17 protein-coding genes and 1 riboswitch are annotated in these 15,639 nt (G+C 54.6%); of the genes, 5 read left to right on the plus strand and 12 right to left on the minus strand.

Annotated features, from left to right (window positions below; genetic code table 11):
• The 12 genes from ACLD4F_RS05430 to pduF form a co-directional block, all read right to left on the minus strand.
• Entirely contained in the window at positions 1-792 is a 792-nt protein-coding gene (locus ACLD4F_RS05430) for a cobalt-precorrin-6A reductase (RefSeq protein WP_001001975.1), read from the minus strand.
• Entirely contained in the window at positions 789-1,514 is a 726-nt protein-coding gene (locus ACLD4F_RS05435) for a precorrin-3B C(17)-methyltransferase (protein ID WP_058331795.1), read from the minus strand. Before ACLD4F_RS05435 ends, ACLD4F_RS05430 begins: the two co-directional genes overlap by 4 nt.
• A complete protein-coding gene (gene cbiG, locus ACLD4F_RS05440; RefSeq protein WP_001098914.1) occupies positions 1,514-2,569 on the minus strand; it encodes a cobalt-precorrin 5A hydrolase in 1,056 nt (351 codons plus the stop codon). Before cbiG ends, ACLD4F_RS05435 begins: the two co-directional genes overlap by 1 nt.
• On the minus strand, positions 2,550-3,323 hold the full coding sequence (locus tag ACLD4F_RS05445) for a cobalt-precorrin-4 methyltransferase (RefSeq protein WP_023219321.1): 774 nt from the start codon (positions 3,321-3,323) through the stop codon (positions 2,550-2,552). The genes cbiG and ACLD4F_RS05445 overlap by 20 nt, the downstream gene beginning before the upstream one ends.
• A complete protein-coding gene (locus tag ACLD4F_RS05450; protein WP_080250735.1) occupies positions 3,307-3,885 on the minus strand; it encodes a decarboxylating cobalt-precorrin-6B (C(15))-methyltransferase in 579 nt (192 codons plus the stop codon). The genes ACLD4F_RS05445 and ACLD4F_RS05450 overlap by 17 nt, the downstream gene beginning before the upstream one ends.
• Positions 3,875-4,480 carry a cobalt-precorrin-7 (C(5))-methyltransferase gene (locus ACLD4F_RS05455; RefSeq protein WP_023214126.1) on the minus strand — a complete coding sequence of 202 codons (606 nt, stop codon included), beginning with the start codon at positions 4,478-4,480 and terminating at the stop codon, positions 3,875-3,877. The genes ACLD4F_RS05450 and ACLD4F_RS05455 overlap by 11 nt, the downstream gene beginning before the upstream one ends.
• A complete protein-coding gene (gene cbiD, locus ACLD4F_RS05460; RefSeq protein WP_411010705.1) occupies positions 4,474-5,613 on the minus strand; it encodes a cobalt-precorrin-5B (C(1))-methyltransferase CbiD in 1,140 nt (379 codons plus the stop codon). The genes ACLD4F_RS05455 and cbiD overlap by 7 nt, the downstream gene beginning before the upstream one ends.
• A complete protein-coding gene (locus ACLD4F_RS05465) occupies positions 5,613-6,245 on the minus strand; it encodes a cobalt-precorrin-8 methylmutase (RefSeq protein ID WP_023226673.1) in 633 nt (210 codons plus the stop codon). The genes cbiD and ACLD4F_RS05465 overlap by 1 nt, the downstream gene beginning before the upstream one ends.
• 10 nt (positions 6,246-6,255) lie before the next feature.
• Positions 6,256-7,215, minus strand: coding sequence for an adenosylcobinamide-phosphate synthase CbiB (gene cbiB, locus ACLD4F_RS05470; RefSeq protein ID WP_411010706.1), 960 nt, complete (start codon positions 7,213-7,215; stop codon positions 6,256-6,258).
• A complete protein-coding gene (locus ACLD4F_RS05475) occupies positions 7,212-8,591 on the minus strand; it encodes a cobyrinate a,c-diamide synthase (protein ID WP_411010707.1) in 1,380 nt (459 codons plus the stop codon). The genes cbiB and ACLD4F_RS05475 overlap by 4 nt, the downstream gene beginning before the upstream one ends.
• A 96-nt stretch (positions 8,592-8,687) precedes the next feature.
• A riboswitch (cobalamin riboswitch) is annotated at positions 8,688-8,863 on the minus strand.
• A 325-nt stretch (positions 8,864-9,188) separates the two neighbouring features.
• Complete coding sequence (pocR, locus tag ACLD4F_RS05480; RefSeq protein ID WP_000622326.1) at positions 9,189-10,100, minus strand: transcriptional regulator PocR; 912 nt, start codon at positions 10,098-10,100, stop codon at positions 9,189-9,191.
• Positions 10,101-10,316: 216 nt separating this feature from the next.
• The gene (gene pduF / locus ACLD4F_RS05485) at positions 10,317-11,111 is read right to left on the minus strand and encodes a propanediol diffusion facilitator PduF (protein WP_001000023.1); all 795 of its coding nucleotides are present in this window, start codon (positions 11,109-11,111) and stop codon (positions 10,317-10,319) included.
• A gap of 524 nt (positions 11,112-11,635) precedes the next feature.
• Here pduF and pduA point away from each other — a divergent pair.
• From pduA to pduE, 5 genes are read left to right on the plus strand one after another with little or no spacing between them, the layout of a single operon-like run.
• Positions 11,636-11,920 (plus strand): propanediol utilization microcompartment protein PduA, encoded by a 285-nt coding sequence (gene pduA, locus ACLD4F_RS05490; protein ID WP_001183618.1) that lies wholly within the window; start codon positions 11,636-11,638, stop codon positions 11,918-11,920.
• A complete protein-coding gene (gene pduB / locus ACLD4F_RS05495) occupies positions 11,917-12,729 on the plus strand; it encodes a propanediol utilization microcompartment protein PduB (RefSeq protein ID WP_000097500.1) in 813 nt (270 codons plus the stop codon). The genes pduA and pduB overlap by 4 nt, the downstream gene beginning before the upstream one ends.
• Positions 12,730-12,747: 18 nt before the next feature.
• Positions 12,748-14,412 carry a propanediol dehydratase large subunit PduC gene (gene pduC / locus ACLD4F_RS05500; protein ID WP_001256896.1) on the plus strand — a complete coding sequence of 555 codons (1,665 nt, stop codon included), beginning with the start codon at positions 12,748-12,750 and terminating at the stop codon, positions 14,410-14,412.
• A gap of 10 nt (positions 14,413-14,422) precedes the next feature.
• Positions 14,423-15,097, plus strand: a complete 675-nt coding sequence (gene pduD / locus ACLD4F_RS05505; RefSeq protein ID WP_000405047.1) for a propanediol dehydratase medium subunit PduD — start codon at positions 14,423-14,425, stop codon at positions 15,095-15,097.
• Between the two features lie 14 nt (positions 15,098-15,111).
• Positions 15,112-15,633 carry a propanediol dehydratase small subunit PduE gene (pduE, locus tag ACLD4F_RS05510; protein WP_001090597.1) on the plus strand — a complete coding sequence of 174 codons (522 nt, stop codon included), beginning with the start codon at positions 15,112-15,114 and terminating at the stop codon, positions 15,631-15,633.
• Positions 15,634-15,639: the final 6 nt, after the last annotated feature.

Genomic DNA, 15,639 nt, shown 5'->3' on the forward strand with positions numbered 1-15,639 from the left:
TTACTCCTTAGCTGCGGCCAGCCAGCGCGATAAACGCTGCGCAAAGGCGGCCTGGCTTTCCAGTAACTCATCACCCGTCACAAGCGGCGTCGGGCGCGCAATAACGATGCAGGGAATGCCCGCATCCAGACAGGGCTGAACTTTTTCCTGATATCCCCCCTCCGCGCCGGACGCTTTGGTAATGACTACGTCGGCCCGGCACTGGTGGTAAAACGCGGCGTTAAAATCAGCGCTGAACGGCCCACACAGTGCGAAAATTTCTCCAACGCCGAACCCCAGTTCGCTGCAGCGTTGAATCACCTCCGCCACGGGCAGTACGCGCGCCAGCAACGTTTTTTCCGCCAGCCCGGCACGCCAGACGGCCAGATCTTTACTGCCGGTCGTCAGTAACACGCGCGGACCAAAACGCCTCGCTATCTCGCAGGCATCGGCAATACTGCGCGCCGTATAGAGAAGCGGATGCGTCAGATTGCTAAGCTGCTCCGGACGCTGATAACGACTTAACAACACGCCTGCCGTTTCACAGGCGCGAAGGAGGTTATGGCTGACCATTTCTGCATAAGGATGCGATGCATCTATTACCCAGCGAGTACGGTTTTCTTTTAGCCAGGCGACCATCTGCCCGTACTCCAGACGACCACAGCGCACCTGTCCTTTAATGTCGCCAGCCAGCGCTTTTCCGGCTGGCGTCGCCACGGATAAGGTGTACGCGACGTTCGCCGCATCCAGTTGTCGGCATAACGCGCGCGCATCGCTGGTGCCGCCCACCACCAGCACATCCCCCTCATTCACAGCGTGTAACCTCGCGGCGTTATCATCAGCCCATCCTGAACATAGGTCGTTTTATTACCGACGATGACCAGACTGGTCATATCTACCGGTTCAAAATCCATATCGCCGAGCGTAGTCAGCCATTTTTCCTCTTTCTTACGTCCGGCGGATTTCACCACGCCAACCGGCGTTTGCGCGCTTTTACTGGCGGCAAGCAGGTCACACGCGCGCGCCAGATGCCCTTCGCGGCCGCGGCTGCGCGGGTTGTAAAAACAGATAACGAAGTCGGCTTCGCCTGCGGCAACAATGCGTTTTTCAATCACCGGCCACGGCGTCAGCAGGTCGCTGAGGCTGATATGACAGAAGTCGTGCATCAGCGGCGCACCCAGCAGCGAGGCGGCTGCGATACTGGCGGTCATCCCCGGAATAAGGCGAACCTCTACATCCAGCTTCTGCTTGCCGACCAGTTCCAGCACCAGCCCCGCCATGCCGTAAATTCCCGCATCCCCGCTGCTGATGAGCGCTACGTTATGCCCAGCCTGCGCCAGTTCAATAGCCGCCTGGCAGCGTTCAATTTCCTTACACATGCCGGTCTTGATCACCTGTTTGTCGCCGGTGAATGCTTTAACCAGATGGGTATAGGTTTTGTAGCCCACGACGATTTCCGCCGCCTGTAACGCCTCAATCGCCTCCATCGTCATCATTGCCTGCGAACCGGGGCCAATACCAATTACGCTCAACATCAGTGTGCAACTCCTAAAGTAATAGTGACGCCCTGTTCTCGCAGGGTCTCGCCTAACAATTGTCCCTGGCTTAATAACCACGCAGCTGGGCCGGATACGCTGCCAACGCCCACCGTTTTTCTGACGAAGCCAGAACCAGGAAAATGGTGTTCGAATTCGCGCAACGCTTCGGCGGTAAAGGTTTTAAAAGGCACGCGGCAGCAGGAGGCGAGCTGAATAAGCCCCGGCTCCCCTTTTTTGAGCGTGACGCTGCCAATCGCTTTTAACGCCAGCGGATCGAGTTTCTGCGCTTCAAGCTGACGCGCCAGTAATGTCGCTAACAGGGGAAATGGCGTATCGCGGCGACAGCCAATTCCCGCCACCACACGCTGGGGCACCAGTTTCCAGTGCGGTACGGGAAGCTCAGGGAGGTCATTACGCAAAGAGACGCAGATAAGCGCATCCAGTTCAGGCAACCGCTGCAAATCATCAACAGGGATAAAACCGCGAATATCGCACTGGCCGATCTCTTCCGTTAGTTCGGCATCCCACCATAACCCCACACGTTGATGACTGACCAACATCTGGTTAACGGTTTTTACCGCCGTTCGAAGATCGGACATGCGGGCGTTAAGCTGGAAAGCTAAGGTGTCCAACGCGGACATCTCATTGACATCCGTTGCCGTGGTAATCACCGGATCGGCGCCTAACATTCCTGCCAGGTAGCGCGTCAAGGCATTGGCCCCGCCCGCATGACCGGAAAGCAGGCTAATGACATGCTGACCACGTTCATCAATGACGACCACCGCCGGATCGCTGAACTTGTCGTTCACTAACGGCGCCAGGACACGAACGGCAATGCCGGTCGCGCCGATAAAAATAAGCGCGGTATAAGTGGTAAAAGCCTGCCGGGCGGTATTAGCGAATCCGCCATCGAAGGGAATAAATCCCTCTTCCCGCAGTTTTTCACTGGTAAAGCAGGTTAACGGCAGCATCGCGGCGAGTCTCTTTGCCAGCGCCACGCCGCCGGGCGTCAGGCAAAACAACGCAATGGATTCAGGCTTTACGGTATTCATGGCTAAAGTCCGCTGCATAAAGTCTTGAGTAGTGATACTCCTTACCCAGAAAATTCCCGACCAGGATTAGCGCCGTCTTACGGATGCCAGCATCACGTACTTTGTCGCTAATATCCGCTAACGTGCCGCGAACGGTCTGACTTTCCGGCCAGGTAGCCTTATAGATGACCGCGACAGGCGTAGTTGCCGGATAACCGCCGGCAATGAGACGTTCCGACACCCGATGAATACGCTGAACGGAAAGATAAATCGCCATCGACGTCTGGTGACTGGCGAAAGCCTCCAGTTGTTCGCGCGCCGGTACTGGCGTACGCCCTTCCAGACGGGTAATAATGAGACTCTGCGATACCTCCGGTACGGTATATTCCACACCCAGCTCCGCCGCAGCACCGAGAAACGCGCTGACGCCAGGCACTACCTGCCAGTCGATACCACGGCGAGTTAACTCTTCGCCTTGCTCACGTACGGAGCCATACAGCGAGACATCGCCCGTTTGCAACCGCACCACCGTTTTTCCCGCTTTCACGCCCGCAGCCATCAGCTCGATAATCTGCTCAAGATGCAGTTCGGCGCTGTCGTAGCGTTCTGCCTGCGCGGGGCAGTAATCCAGCAGTTCGGTATTGATCAGCGAACCGGCATAGATAACTACCTGCGCCTGTTGCAGCAGGCGGTAGCCTTTAAGCGTGATCAGCTCGCGATCGCCCGGCCCGGCGCCGACGAACCATACACAGCGTGGATCAAATGTCTCTGACATGGTTTTCTTCCTTCTGACAGGCGATAACAAAAACAGGGTTGTTCGGTTTGAAATAGTGCCCCGCCCCCAGCGGCGTTAACGATGAAAGCTGAAGCTGTACACAGTCCATTCGGCATGCGCCGATGCGCGCAAGATGCGCCAGCGCGCTATGGAGGTTTTCCTGCAAGATAAAGGTCATCACCAGACGGCCACCGGGATGCAGATGGCTCATCGCCCAGTCAATCAGCGCCGTCAGATGCCCGCCGCTGCCGCCCATAAACACCGCATCGGCTTTCCCGGTTATGGTCATTGGCGCTTCGCCGGGGAGAATATCGATATTGCCGCAGGCAAAGCGCTGACGATTCTCATCAAGCAACCGTAGCGCGGCAGGATTACACTCAATAGCCGTCACCTGCAACGAAGGAAATTGCAGCGCCGCTTCAATTGAGACGCTTCCCGTTCCCGCCCCGACGTCAATCAGGTGACTGGCGCGGTGGAGCTCAAGTTTCGACAGTGCCAGCGCCCGTACCGCCTCTTTGGTCATTGGCACGTTCTCGCCGCGCAGAAAAAGCTCATCTTTCATCCAGGATCACCACTGCATTCATTTCATAGTCGGCGTTGACCGCACTGACAGGTAGCCAGTGGATCCGCTCATTTTCCATCGCCAGATTTTCACCAATCACCATTAAGCGATGCCCTTTACCGCGCGCGACCAGCTCCCGCGCGATTTCCCGCGGCCCGCAGCGGGCATCCGTGACCATCGCCACTTTGCGATGGTTCGCCAGCTGCTCGAAGCTGACGCAACGACCGTGGCTACTGGTCAACCACATGTCATTCATATCAATTCCAGCCTGTGCGCACAGATACTGTACGGCGCTGATGCCAGGGATAATGCGAACCTGTTCGATACCAAAATGCGCCACCAGGCGTGTACCGATGCCATAAAACAGCGGATCGCCGGAGGCCAGCACCACGATCCCTTTATCCCAACGGGCGGCAATCCAGGACAACAACGCGCCAATATCCGCGCCCAGCGTAAATCGTTCGCCGCCAAACGCCGGAAACTGCGCCAAATGGCGTTTACCGCCTGCCAGCGCATCGGCATGGTCTATCGCTTCCAGCGCCGCAGGCGTCATCAAATGCTGTCCGGCGGGCCCCATTCCCACGACCGTTAGCATTGCAGCTCCTTAGCAATCTCGTCGACGGGACGATTACTGCCGAGAATATGGTTATCAAAAGAAAACAGGATGGCGTCGCAGACAGGCAGCGTTTTGGTAAAGCGCAGCATCTGCATGACTCGCAAACAAATACGCCTGGCAAGATGGTTATAGATATGCCCGAAGCCATATGCTTCAATGTGCTCCATTGCCGCTTCGGTGGTATCGCAATCGCTGACCAGGGTGAGTAACTCCAGCGGCGCGCCCAGTAAAGCTAAATGCGCGACCAGCGTTTCCATGCGCGCATCAGCAATATGGCTATGGGTATGAAAGATCCCGGCGGCGATTTTGATCAATTTTCCAGGATGCCCCACCAGCACTATCTGGCAAAATCCCAGCCGTACCGCCTCTTCAATCATGTAGCCGACAAAATTGCTCATGGTGACGACTGCCTGTGTGTCGACGCCCATTTGTTCGCGAACAAACCGTTCGCCGTGGTTGCCCGGCACGAGTATCACCCGCGTTAATCCTGACGCCCGTTTGATCTCCAGTTCCAGCGATAGCGAGCGTTTCCAGCTTTCTTCCGACATCGGCGTCACAATGCCGGTAGTGCCAATAATGGAAATGCCGCCAAGAATGCCAAGCCGCGAGTTATACGTTTTTTGCGCTCGCGCTTCGCCTTCCGGGGCAAAAATCTCCACATCGGCCCCACGCGCCGGGCCTATCGCTTCGCGCACCGCAGATTCAATGGTATGACGCGGCGTACGATTGATGGCAGCGCTCCCGAGCGGTAGTCCAACCCCTTTACGCGTTACCCTACCAATACCTTCGCCGCCAGTGAGCGTAATCTCACCGCTGTCGTTGAGCGTAACGCGGGCAAAAATCAGCATTCCGTGCGTGGCATCCACATCATCGCCGCCATCTTTACGAATTGCGGCTATCGCCTGCTGGCCTTCAATGTGCGGCGACTCCACGTTCAGGCATAGCGTGACGCCCGACGGCGTGACGATGGAGACCTGATGAATCAGATGTTGACGCAATACCATCAGCGCGGCGACTTTTGCCGCCGCCGTCGCGCAGGAACCGGTGGTATATCCTTTACGTAACGCTTTACCGTGGCGCCAGACCGGCGCGTCAAAAGAAAGCTCGCTCATCAGGCCTCCCGGAGGTGATAGAGCAGCGCATTGACGATAGCGGCAGCCACGTTACTGCCGCCTTTACGCCCTAACGCGGCAACCGCGGGGAAATGGCTATGGGTGAGCGCCTCTTTGGACTCCGCCGCGCCGACAAAGCCTACCGGTACGCCCACCACGCCGCTCACCGTCACGTTATGTTCAAGCAAACGGAACAGGGCCGTCGGCGCATTACCGAAAACAAAGAGCTTATTTTTCTCCTCCTCGGCGATAGCGATATCGACGGCGGCCATTGAACGGGTAATCCCCTGCGTTTGTGCGGCGCGCACCACGCGCGGATCGCTGATATAACAGCGACACTCGCCGCCAAACGTCGCCAGTAATCTTTTATTAATGCCGGACAGCGCCATCGTGGTATCGGTATAAATAATGCACGGTTGGCGTAGCGCATCACAAAGCTGCTCCAGCGCATCGGCAGAGAACCACAAAATGTCCAGCCAGTCGAAATCGGCGGTGGTATGAATAACCCGCTTGATAATGGCCTCATGGAGCGGACTGGCGAAACGGTAATCAGGACGCGTTTCGCGAATAATGTCGCTAATAATGGTGAAACTATTGGCCTCAATGGTTTGGGGCTGCTGGATATAATGCATACTGTCGTCCTCAGGCCACGCCAGATAACCCGCACCGCGCCGCAATAAACAGCGCCTGCGCCAGGGTTGAAGCGACCCACATCAATCGAATCGTTCGGGAAATATCGTCCACGGAAATATCGCGCTGCGCGTCGCCGATCCAGGGCTTGTCCACACGCTCGCCAAAGTAGTTATTTGGGCCACCGAGCTGGATACCTAAGGCGCCGGCCACACACGCTTCCGACCAGGCGCAATTTGGGCTACTGTGGTTATAACGGTCACGCCAGCCAATACGCAGCGCCCGCCAACCACTCAGGCGACACAGTCCTGCCGCAATGCCCAGCAACAGCCAGCTCAGTCGGGCAGGAAGATAGTTCGCGACGTCGTCCATACGGGCGCTGACCATACCAATCGCCCGGTATTTTTCATGTTTGTAGCCCACCATTGAATCCAGGGTATTGACGGCTTTGTAGGCCATCGCCAGCGGCGCGCCGCCGAGAAAGAGGAAAAAGAGCGGCGCGATAATGCCGTCAACGGTGTTTTCTGCAACCGTTTCCACCACGGCGCGATTGATCTGCGCTGGCTGAAGTTGCGACGTATCGCGCCCGACGATCCAGGAGAGTTTTATTCGGCTTTCCGCAAGGTCGTTCTCCCGCAACGGTCGTTCAACCTCCTGCGCGGCGCGGGCCAGAGAGCGTCCGGCCAGCGTGGTAAAGATCATCCAGACTTCAACGATCCAGCCAAACCAGGGGTGAATCCGCTGCGCCAGCGCCAGTACGCCCCATGCCACGCCCCAGGTCGCCCCGACAACTACAACCCACATTACGCCGCCGCCAATCCGCAGCGCTTTATCGCCGGGACAATAGCGACGCACAATACGCTGCACAAACGTGATTAAACGACCTATCCAGCGTACCGGATGGGGCCAGTGTTGAGGGTCGCCGATGATAAAATCCAGCACCCAGGCGATACACCAGGCAAGAATCGTCATAATACGCGCCTCGCCGCCGCCAGCCAGTGCTGCAACATTTCCGGACGCTGGGCGAAATGGACGTGCAGATAGCTGGCAAACGTGTTGCCTGTCTGCCAGCCGCCAGTCCATTCCTGTAACACGCGGCCATCGCGAACCTTACGACAGGCCATAACGGCGGGTGTTTCGGGGATAAAATCTGAGTAGTGAAATTCATGGCCGCGCACTATCTCGCCAGGCGCCGCCAATAGCGTTGGCTGCATAGCCTGCGCCTCACAGTAGCCAAAGCGGGTAAGTCGCTTACCCATTTTGCTGTGACCGGGGATAATATTCGCCATCTGATGAATTTCCCCACCGCTATCCTCCAGAGTGCTCCCCAAATACATCAGACCGCCACACTCCGCGTAAATCGCCACGCCGCGCTGATGCGCCGCCCGCAAATGTTTTAACATCGCCGTATTTGCCGCCAGCTCTGCGGCGTATAATTCAGGATATCCACCGCCCAGCCAGATCATCTGGCAATCAGGCAATGCGCGGTCATGCAGTGGGCTAAAACGCACAATGTTAACGCCGGCACGCTCCAGCAAATCGATGTTATCGGGGTAATAAAAGTTAAAGGCCTCATCATCCGCCAGAGCAAGCGTCAGCCCTGCCCCCGCTATGTTATCGGGGCGCTCAGGCCACATTCCCGCCGGAAGCGCTGATAACACGCTCAGCGAGAGTAGCGCATCCACATCCACTGTTTGTTCCAGCGAGGCGGCAAAATCATGCCATGATTGCTGATTGACGAGGGATTCTCTGGCGGTAATCAACCCCAGGTGGCGTTCAGGTAATGCGACGCCGTCGCAATGAGGGACATACCCCAGTACCGGCAGTGAGCAATAATGTTCAATGGCATTTTTGAGGAGCTGATAGTGGGCGTCGCTAGTGACGCGATTCACAATCACACCCGCGAGGTTGAGGGTCGGGTCGAAGTGCTGAAATCCCATAACGGTAGCCGCAAGCGACGTTGAAACAGCCTTGCCGTCCACCAGTAGGATGACCGGGCAACCAAGCTGTTTGGCCATCGCAGCTGTGCTGCAGTAATTGGGGTCGACGCCATAGCCGTCATACAACCCCATGACCCCTTCAATGACAACGATATCCGCCTGCCGCATTTGTTCGCAAAATAAGGCGTTGAGAACAGGAGGAGGAAGCATGAAACTGTCAAGATTACGGGACGCCACGCCACAGATAGCGGTATGCCAGCCGGTATCAAGGTAATCTGGCCCAACTTTAAACGGCTGTACGCGCAGCGCGCGTTTTTGCAGCAGCCTCAACAAACCAAGCGTCACCGTGGTTTTGCCGCAACCGCTTCCTGTGCCTGCAAGAATAAATGCGTGATGCCTTGCCGCCATTACCCTGATCCTGTTCAGGGTGGTAGGGGTATACAGGTACGCGCATGTTCAGTCTTTCGACTGTACGCGTCTTCGCAACCCACTTCCCACCGAAGTTGTTGGTTATCACCGACAGGCAGGTCTTCTGGCTTAGCGTCCTCCTCGCCCGTCCTTCCCAATCTTGCGATCAGTGGTCTTTACGGGGTCGTCAGCATCACAGCAGCGGGGGCTGCGGGGGATTTTCACCCCCTTCCCTACCACAAATGTGGCAAACCTGTTGGTTTACGTTATGGCTGTACGGCACACCCATAACGGCAATTAATAATGTGCTACGTTTTACATTTCTGTGAGCAATAGCCTGAGCGGTTGCTCATCTGACGTTAATCTACTCATCCTTACCGGTATATTGACGATAAAACGTATCGACAAAGCGTAATAAAACTTATCTTTCCTGACACTGTACTTCATCACAAAAATAAAAACTGGTGCAGTTTATGCCCTAAATTTTATTATTTTGTTGCGCTATGACAATTTATTGTTACACCAGAGAAATTTTCTTTCTGAAATGATTAAGATACAAAAGACTATCAAAAATCGGCAATAGCAAAATATTGCTATTTATAACGATGGAGGATGAGAATTCTCATTTATCTGCTGGCGATAAGCCTGCGGCGTAACCTGATAGGTCTGGCGGAAGACTTTGCAAAAATAGCTGGTTTGCGAAAAGCCTAAATTACGCGCAATACTGGCAATACTCCAGTCACTATGGCAAAGCAATTCTCTGGCGCTAACCATTCTCTGGCGGTTTACCCACGCATTAAATCCGATTCCCTGATATTTCTTGAATAGCTTACTGAAGTAATAGGGGCTGAGATAGACATGTGAGGCGACATCCTCAAGACGAAGATCGTCGGACAAATGCGCATCAATATAGCGAAGCGCTTTTTTCATTTTACTGTCATGCGGAGTGGGGCCACGAGTGGTTTTATTTGCCTCCGATTGCTGCGGATTGTCTTTGATAACCACGAAATTGAGCTGTTTTTTCAGGCAATTCTCAACAATCAGTTTAAGAAGATCGGCGGAAGCGATAACGCGTGAATAGTCCATCTCTGGCACATTCCGAAATTCATTCAAGAGCTCAGGGTCAGCCTGCCAGCGATCGTCGACATTAAGAATGTTTACCAGCTCCACGTCATTACTTAAACGAACCTGCCCGCATAAAACAAAGCCAACTAAATGCCCTGCGATTACCAGCGGAATAGAAAAATCCGTTAGACCGGCATGACAACGATAAATACAGGGTTGATCGGACTTCGATGCCTCCAGTCCCCCGCAGCGATCGCTCATACGACAACGTGTACTATGCTGGGGATGCTGCCGCATCAACTGACAAAACGGCGTGAAATTGAATAGCTCAGATATTTCATCACCATGAATATTGACAACCACAACCGCCAGACCGGTGGCTTGTGCAAAATCCTGTGCGATTTTATTAATGAGTTCTGAGTTCAGAGCGCTCGCAGAAATCATGATAAAACCCCTCAGTTAATTTATTGTTATAAACAAAACACATTATTTACATTCACTTTTTATTAGCATTATCCTGGCCCTGATAAAAAGTACAATGACAATATCAAAAGTCTCCCATTGCTGGGAGACGTTTTGATCAGTTCGTGAAAGCAGATCACGAAATTATCTCACCTGTTTTTACGATACATCATTGCTGTGAATCTGGTTCGCATTTTCTTACAGTTCACAGCGGTTACAAGGTAAATTCTTACCAATAAAATAGCGATATATGGCTGCTCCGGCACAGGCGCCGATAACAGGCGCGACAATCGGCACGATAAAATAAGGGATCTCTCGCCCACCGCTCATCGCCATGTTCCCCCACCCCGCTAACCATGTGAACAGTTTGGGACCGAAATCACGCGCCGGGTTCATTGCAAAACCGGTAAGGGGTCCAGTAGACGCGCCGATAACGGCAACCAATATCCCAATAAGCAAAGGCGCAAGCGGCCCTTTAGGAATGCCATTGCCATCATCCGTCAATGCCATGATCATGCCCATCAGAATCGACGTAATGACCACTTCCACCAACGCAGCCTGCCATACATTTAGCGCTGCGGCCGGATAGGTACTGAAAATGCTGGCTAATTGCAAACTTTCGACGCTACCGCGCACCATATGATGCGCAGTCTCAAATTCAGTAAAAAGGCTACTATAAAGCACATACGCCAGCAGAGCGCCGCCAAAAGCGCCGGCAAACTGGGCAATAATATAAGGCAATACTTTCTGTTTGGGAAAGCAGGCAAACAGCCACAGCGCAATCGTCACCGCAGGGTTAAGATGTCCGCCGGAGATGCCGGCCGTAAGGTAAACGGCCAGTGAAATCCCAAGCCCCCAAATAATGCAAATCTCCCATAATCCGAGGCTGGCGCCTGCGACTTTGAGCGCGCTCAAACAACCGATACCAAAAAACAAAAAGAGTCCGGTGCCTAAAAATTCCGCACCACATTGCGCCTTTAGAGAATCATTCATGTGACACCTTCTGAGCAAAGTTCGTGTCCTGGCCAGCGCAAGTTTCGGCTGGCGGTAGAGTACAGCTAACCTCACTATAAAAAGTGCCGCCTGTAAATTGTTGGCAACCTGCGGGCCTGCCTTCCGGAAAAATCGTGTTGCGATAGCAAAATTTTGCTTTTCCGATATTTTTATCAGCCCATCACACGGGAAATTTGAGCTATAAAATACGCCTGTTGAAATAATAAAATATTGCACAAGCCAACTTATCAATTTCGAATAAGCATCACATTTTGCGTCTTTCGCCATATCAAATAAAAATACTCTCGTCACTAACAAAAATGTAAAAATGAAATGATAAAAACAAAATAATCATATAGACAATAATAAATTAAATGTAATTTATCAATAAGTTAAAAAAGCAAAAGACAATTTAGTCATATTGCTTTCCCATTATTTTCTGATGCTCAATAGCAAGTCAGCCATTCTTTTTCCTCGCATCTTCTTATAGTCCCAACTATCGGAACACTCCATGCGAGGTCTTTATGCAACAAGAAGCACTGGGAATGGTAGAAACCAAAGGCTTAACCGCAGCCATAGAGGCCGCTGATGCAATGGTTAAGTCAGCCAATGTGATGTTAGTGGGCTATGAAAAGATTGGCTCCGGGCTGGTAACCGTCATCGTGCGCGGCGATGTTGGCGCGGTCAAAGCGGCCACCGATGCAGGTGCCGCAGCCGCACGCAACGTGGGTGAAGTGAAAGCCGTACACGTCATCCCACGCCCTCACACCGATGTAGAAAAAATCTTACCGAAGGGAATTAGCCAATGAGCAGCAATGAGCTGGTGGAACAGATCATGGCGCAGGTGATTGCCCGTGTGGCAACGCCGGAACAACAGGCCATCCCTGGTCAACCCCAACCTATACGAGAGACGGCTATGGCAGAAAAAAGCTGCAGTTTAACGGAATTTGTCGGGACCGCCATTGGCGATACCCTGGGCCTGGTTATCGCCAACGTCGATACCGCCCTGCTGGACGCGATGAAGCTTGAGAAGCGCTATCGTTCCATCGGCATTCTCGGCGCCCGCACCGGCGCAGGCCCGCACATTATGGCGGCGGACGAAGCGGTGAAAGCCACCAACACCGAAGTGGTCAGCATTGAGCTGCCGCGCGATACCAAAGGCGGAGCGGGCCACGGTTCGCTGATTATTTTAGGCGGTAACGATGTATCCGACGTCAAGCGCGGTATCGAAGTCGCGCTGAAAGAGCTGGACCGCACCTTCGGTGATGTTTACGGCAACGAAGCCGGGCATATCGAGCTGCAGTACACCGCTCGCGCCAGCTACGCGCTGGAAAAAGCGTTCGGCGCGCCGATTGGCCGTGCCTGCGGCGTCATCGTCGGCGCTCCGGCTTCCGTCGGCGTACTGATGGCCGATACCGCCCTGAAGTCAGCCAACGTTGAAGTCGTGGCGTACAGCTCTCCGGCGCACGGCACCAGCTTTAGTAACGAAGCCATTCTGGTGATTTCCGGCGACTCCGGCGCGGTCCGTCAGGCGGTGACCTCCGCCCGCGAAATCGGCAAAACCGTCCTTGCGACCCTCGGTTCTGAACCGAAAAACGATCGCCCGTCCTACATCTGATACCCACGAGGCTGATTCATGAGATCGAAAAGATTTGAAGCACTGGCGAAACGCCCTGTGAATCAGGACGGCTTTGTTAAGGAGTGGATCGAAGAAGGCTTTATCGCAATGGAAAGCCCGAACGACCCAAAACCGTCGATAAAAATCGTTAACGGCGCGGTAACCGAGCTGGACGGAAAACCGGTTAGCGAATTCGACCTGATCGACCACTTTATCGCCCGCTACGGCATCAACCTGAACCGCGCCGAAGAAGTGATGGCGATGGATTCGGTCAAGCTTGCCAATATGCTGTGCGATCCTAACGTCAAGCGCAGCGAAATCGTTCCGCTGACCACCGCCATGACCCCGGCGAAAATTGTTGAAGTGGTTTCGCATATGAACGTGGTTGAGATGATGATGGCGATGCAGAAAATGCGCGCCCGCCGCACGCCATCTCAGCAGGCGCACGTCACCAACGTTAAAGACAACCCGGTGCAAATTGCCGCCGATGCCGCCGAAGGCGCATGGCGCGGGTTTGACGAACAAGAAACCACGGTTGCGGTAGCGCGCTACGCGCCGTTCAACGCCATCGCGCTGTTGGTCGGTTCTCAGGTAGGTCGTCCGGGCGTACTGACGCAGTGCTCCCTGGAAGAAGCCACCGAGCTGAAGCTCGGCATGCTGGGCCACACCTGCTACGCCGAAACCATCTCCGTTTACGGCACCGAGCCGGTCTTCACCGACGGTGACGATACGCCATGGTCGAAAGGCTTCTTAGCCTCTTCCTACGCCTCTCGCGGCCTGAAAATGCGCTTCACCTCCGGCTCCGGCTCCGAAGTGCAGATGGGCTACGCCGAAGGCAAATCCATGCTGTATCTGGAAGCGCGCTGCATCTATATCACCAAAGCGGCTGGCGTTCAGGGGCTGCAAAACGGCTCCGTAAGCTGCATCGGCGTACCGTCTGCCGTGCCGTCAGGCATTCGTGCCGTGCTGGCGGAAAACCTGATCTGCTCTTCGCTGGATCTGGAATGCGCCTCCAGTAACGACCAGACCTTCACCCACTCCGATATGCGTCGTACCGCGCGCCTGCTGATGCAGTTCCTGCCGGGTACCGACTTTATCTCCTCCGGTTATTCCGCGGTGCCGAACTACGACAACATGTTCGCCGGTTCCAACGAAGATGCGGAAGACTTTGACGACTACAACGTTATCCAGCGTGACCTGAAAGTGGACGGCGGTCTGCGCCCGGTTCGCGAAGAGGACGTTATCGCCATCCGTAACAAAGCCGCCCGCGCGCTGCAGGCCGTGTTTGCCGGAATGGGACTACCGCCGATTACCGATGAAGAAGTTGAAGCCGCGACCTATGCCCACGGTTCGAAAGATATGCCGGAGCGTAACATCGTCGAAGACATCAAGTTCGCCCAGGAAATCATCAATAAAAACCGCAACGGTCTGGAAGTCGTTAAAGCGCTGGCGCAGGGCGGGTTTACCGACGTGGCCCAGGACATGCTCAACATCCAGAAAGCCAAGCTAACCGGCGACTATTTGCACACCTCCGCCATTATCGTCGGCGACGGACAAGTGCTCTCTGCGGTTAATGACGTCAATGACTATGCCGGTCCGGCAACAGGTTATCGCCTGCAGGGAGAACGCTGGGAAGAGATTAAAAACATCCCTGGCGCTCTTGATCCCAACGAGATTGATTAAGGGGTGAGAAATGGAAATTAATGAAAAATTGCTGCGCCAGATAATTGAAGACGTGCTCCGCGATATGAAGGGCAGCGATAAACCCGTCTCGTTTAATGCGCCTGCGGCATCCATAGCACCACAGACCGCTGCGCCTGCGGGCGACGGCTTTCTGACCGAAGTGGGCGAAGCGCGCCAGGGCACTCAGCAGGACGAAGTCATTATCGCCGTCGGCCCGGCATTTGGCCTGGCACAGACTGTTAATATCGTCGGCTTACCGCATAAGAGCATCCTGCGCGAAGTCATTGCCGGTATTGAAGAAGAAGGTATCAGGGCGCGCGTGATTCGCTGCTTTAAATCTTCCGACGTGGCGTTCGTCGCCGTTGAAGGTAACCGCCTGAGCGGATCCGGCATCTCCATCGGCATCCAGTCGAAAGGTACTACGGTTATCCACCAGCAGGGGCTACCGCCGCTCTCCAACCTGGAGCTGTTCCCGCAGGCACCGCTGCTGACGCTGGAAACCTACCGTCAGATTGGTAAAAACGCCGCCCGCTATGCGAAACGCGAATCACCGCAGCCGGTCCCTACGCTCAATGACCAGATGGCACGCCCGAAGTACCAGGCAAAGTCGGCCATTTTGCACATTAAAGAGACCAAGTACGTCGTGACGGGCAAAAACCCGCAGGAACTGCGCGTGGCGCTTTGATAAAGGATAACTCCATGAATACCGACGCAATTGAATCGATGGTCCGGGACGTATTGAGCCGCATGAACAGCCTGCAGGGCGATGCGCCAGCAGCGGCTCCTGCGGCAGGCGGCACGTCCCGCAGCGCAAAGGTCAGCGACTACCCGCTGGCGAACAAACACCCGGAATGGGTGAAAACCGCCACCAATAAAACGCTGGACGACTTTACGCTGGAAAACGTGCTGAGCAATAAAGTCACCGCTCAGGATATGCGTATTACCCCGGAAACCCTGCGCTTACAGGCGTCTATCGCCAAAGATGCGGGCCGCGACCGGCTGGCGATGAACTTCGAACGCGCCGCCGAACTGACCGCGGTACCGGACGATCGCATTCTTGAAATCTACAACGCCCTTCGTCCGTATCGTTCAACGAAAGAAGAGCTGCTCGCTATCGCCGACGATCTCGAAAACCGTTATCAGGCAAAGATTTGCGCAGCTTTCGTTCGTGAAGCGGCAGGGCTGTACGTTGAGCGTAAAAAACTCAAAGGCGACGATTAATTACAG

The sequence above is a fragment of the Salmonella sp. 741265050_HSA genome (assembly GCF_046569445.1).
Taxonomy (GTDB): Bacteria; Pseudomonadota; Gammaproteobacteria; order Enterobacterales; family Enterobacteriaceae; genus Salmonella; species Salmonella enterica.

Bases quoted from the DNA above. Each gene is read 5' to 3' on its own strand.
- pduB (WP_000097500.1), top strand. From the start codon at position 11,917: ATGAGCAGCAATGAGCTGGTGGAACAGATCATGGCGCAGGTGATTGCC.
- ACLD4F_RS05445 (WP_023219321.1), bottom strand. From the start codon at position 3,323: ATGTCAGAGACATTTGATCCACGCTGTGTATGGTTCGTCGGCGCCGGG.
- ACLD4F_RS05435 (WP_058331795.1), bottom strand. From the start codon at position 1,514: ATGTTGAGCGTAATTGGTATTGGCCCCGGTTCGCAGGCAATGATGACG.
- pduA (WP_001183618.1), top strand. From the start codon at position 11,636: ATGCAACAAGAAGCACTGGGAATGGTAGAAACCAAAGGCTTAACCGCA.
- ACLD4F_RS05475 (WP_411010707.1), bottom strand. From the start codon at position 8,591: ATGGCGGCAAGGCATCACGCATTTATTCTTGCAGGCACAGGAAGCGGT.
- cbiB (WP_411010706.1), bottom strand. From the start codon at position 7,215: ATGACGATTCTTGCCTGGTGTATCGCCTGGGTGCTGGATTTTATCATC.
- pocR (WP_000622326.1), bottom strand. From the start codon at position 10,100: ATGATTTCTGCGAGCGCTCTGAACTCAGAACTCATTAATAAAATCGCA.
- cbiD (WP_411010705.1), bottom strand. From the start codon at position 5,613: ATGAGCGAGCTTTCTTTTGACGCGCCGGTCTGGCGCCACGGTAAAGCG.
- pduF (WP_001000023.1), bottom strand. From the start codon at position 11,111: ATGAATGATTCTCTAAAGGCGCAATGTGGTGCGGAATTTTTAGGCACC.
- ACLD4F_RS05455 (WP_023214126.1), bottom strand. From the start codon at position 4,480: ATGCTAACGGTCGTGGGAATGGGGCCCGCCGGACAGCATTTGATGACG.
- ACLD4F_RS05450 (WP_080250735.1), bottom strand. From the start codon at position 3,885: ATGAAAGATGAGCTTTTTCTGCGCGGCGAGAACGTGCCAATGACCAAA.
- pduC (WP_001256896.1), top strand. From the start codon at position 12,748: ATGAGATCGAAAAGATTTGAAGCACTGGCGAAACGCCCTGTGAATCAG.
- cbiG (WP_001098914.1), bottom strand. From the start codon at position 2,569: ATGAATACCGTAAAGCCTGAATCCATTGCGTTGTTTTGCCTGACGCCC.
- pduD (WP_000405047.1), top strand. From the start codon at position 14,423: ATGGAAATTAATGAAAAATTGCTGCGCCAGATAATTGAAGACGTGCTC.
- ACLD4F_RS05465 (WP_023226673.1), bottom strand. From the start codon at position 6,245: ATGCATTATATCCAGCAGCCCCAAACCATTGAGGCCAATAGTTTCACC.
- pduE (WP_001090597.1), top strand. From the start codon at position 15,112: ATGAATACCGACGCAATTGAATCGATGGTCCGGGACGTATTGAGCCGC.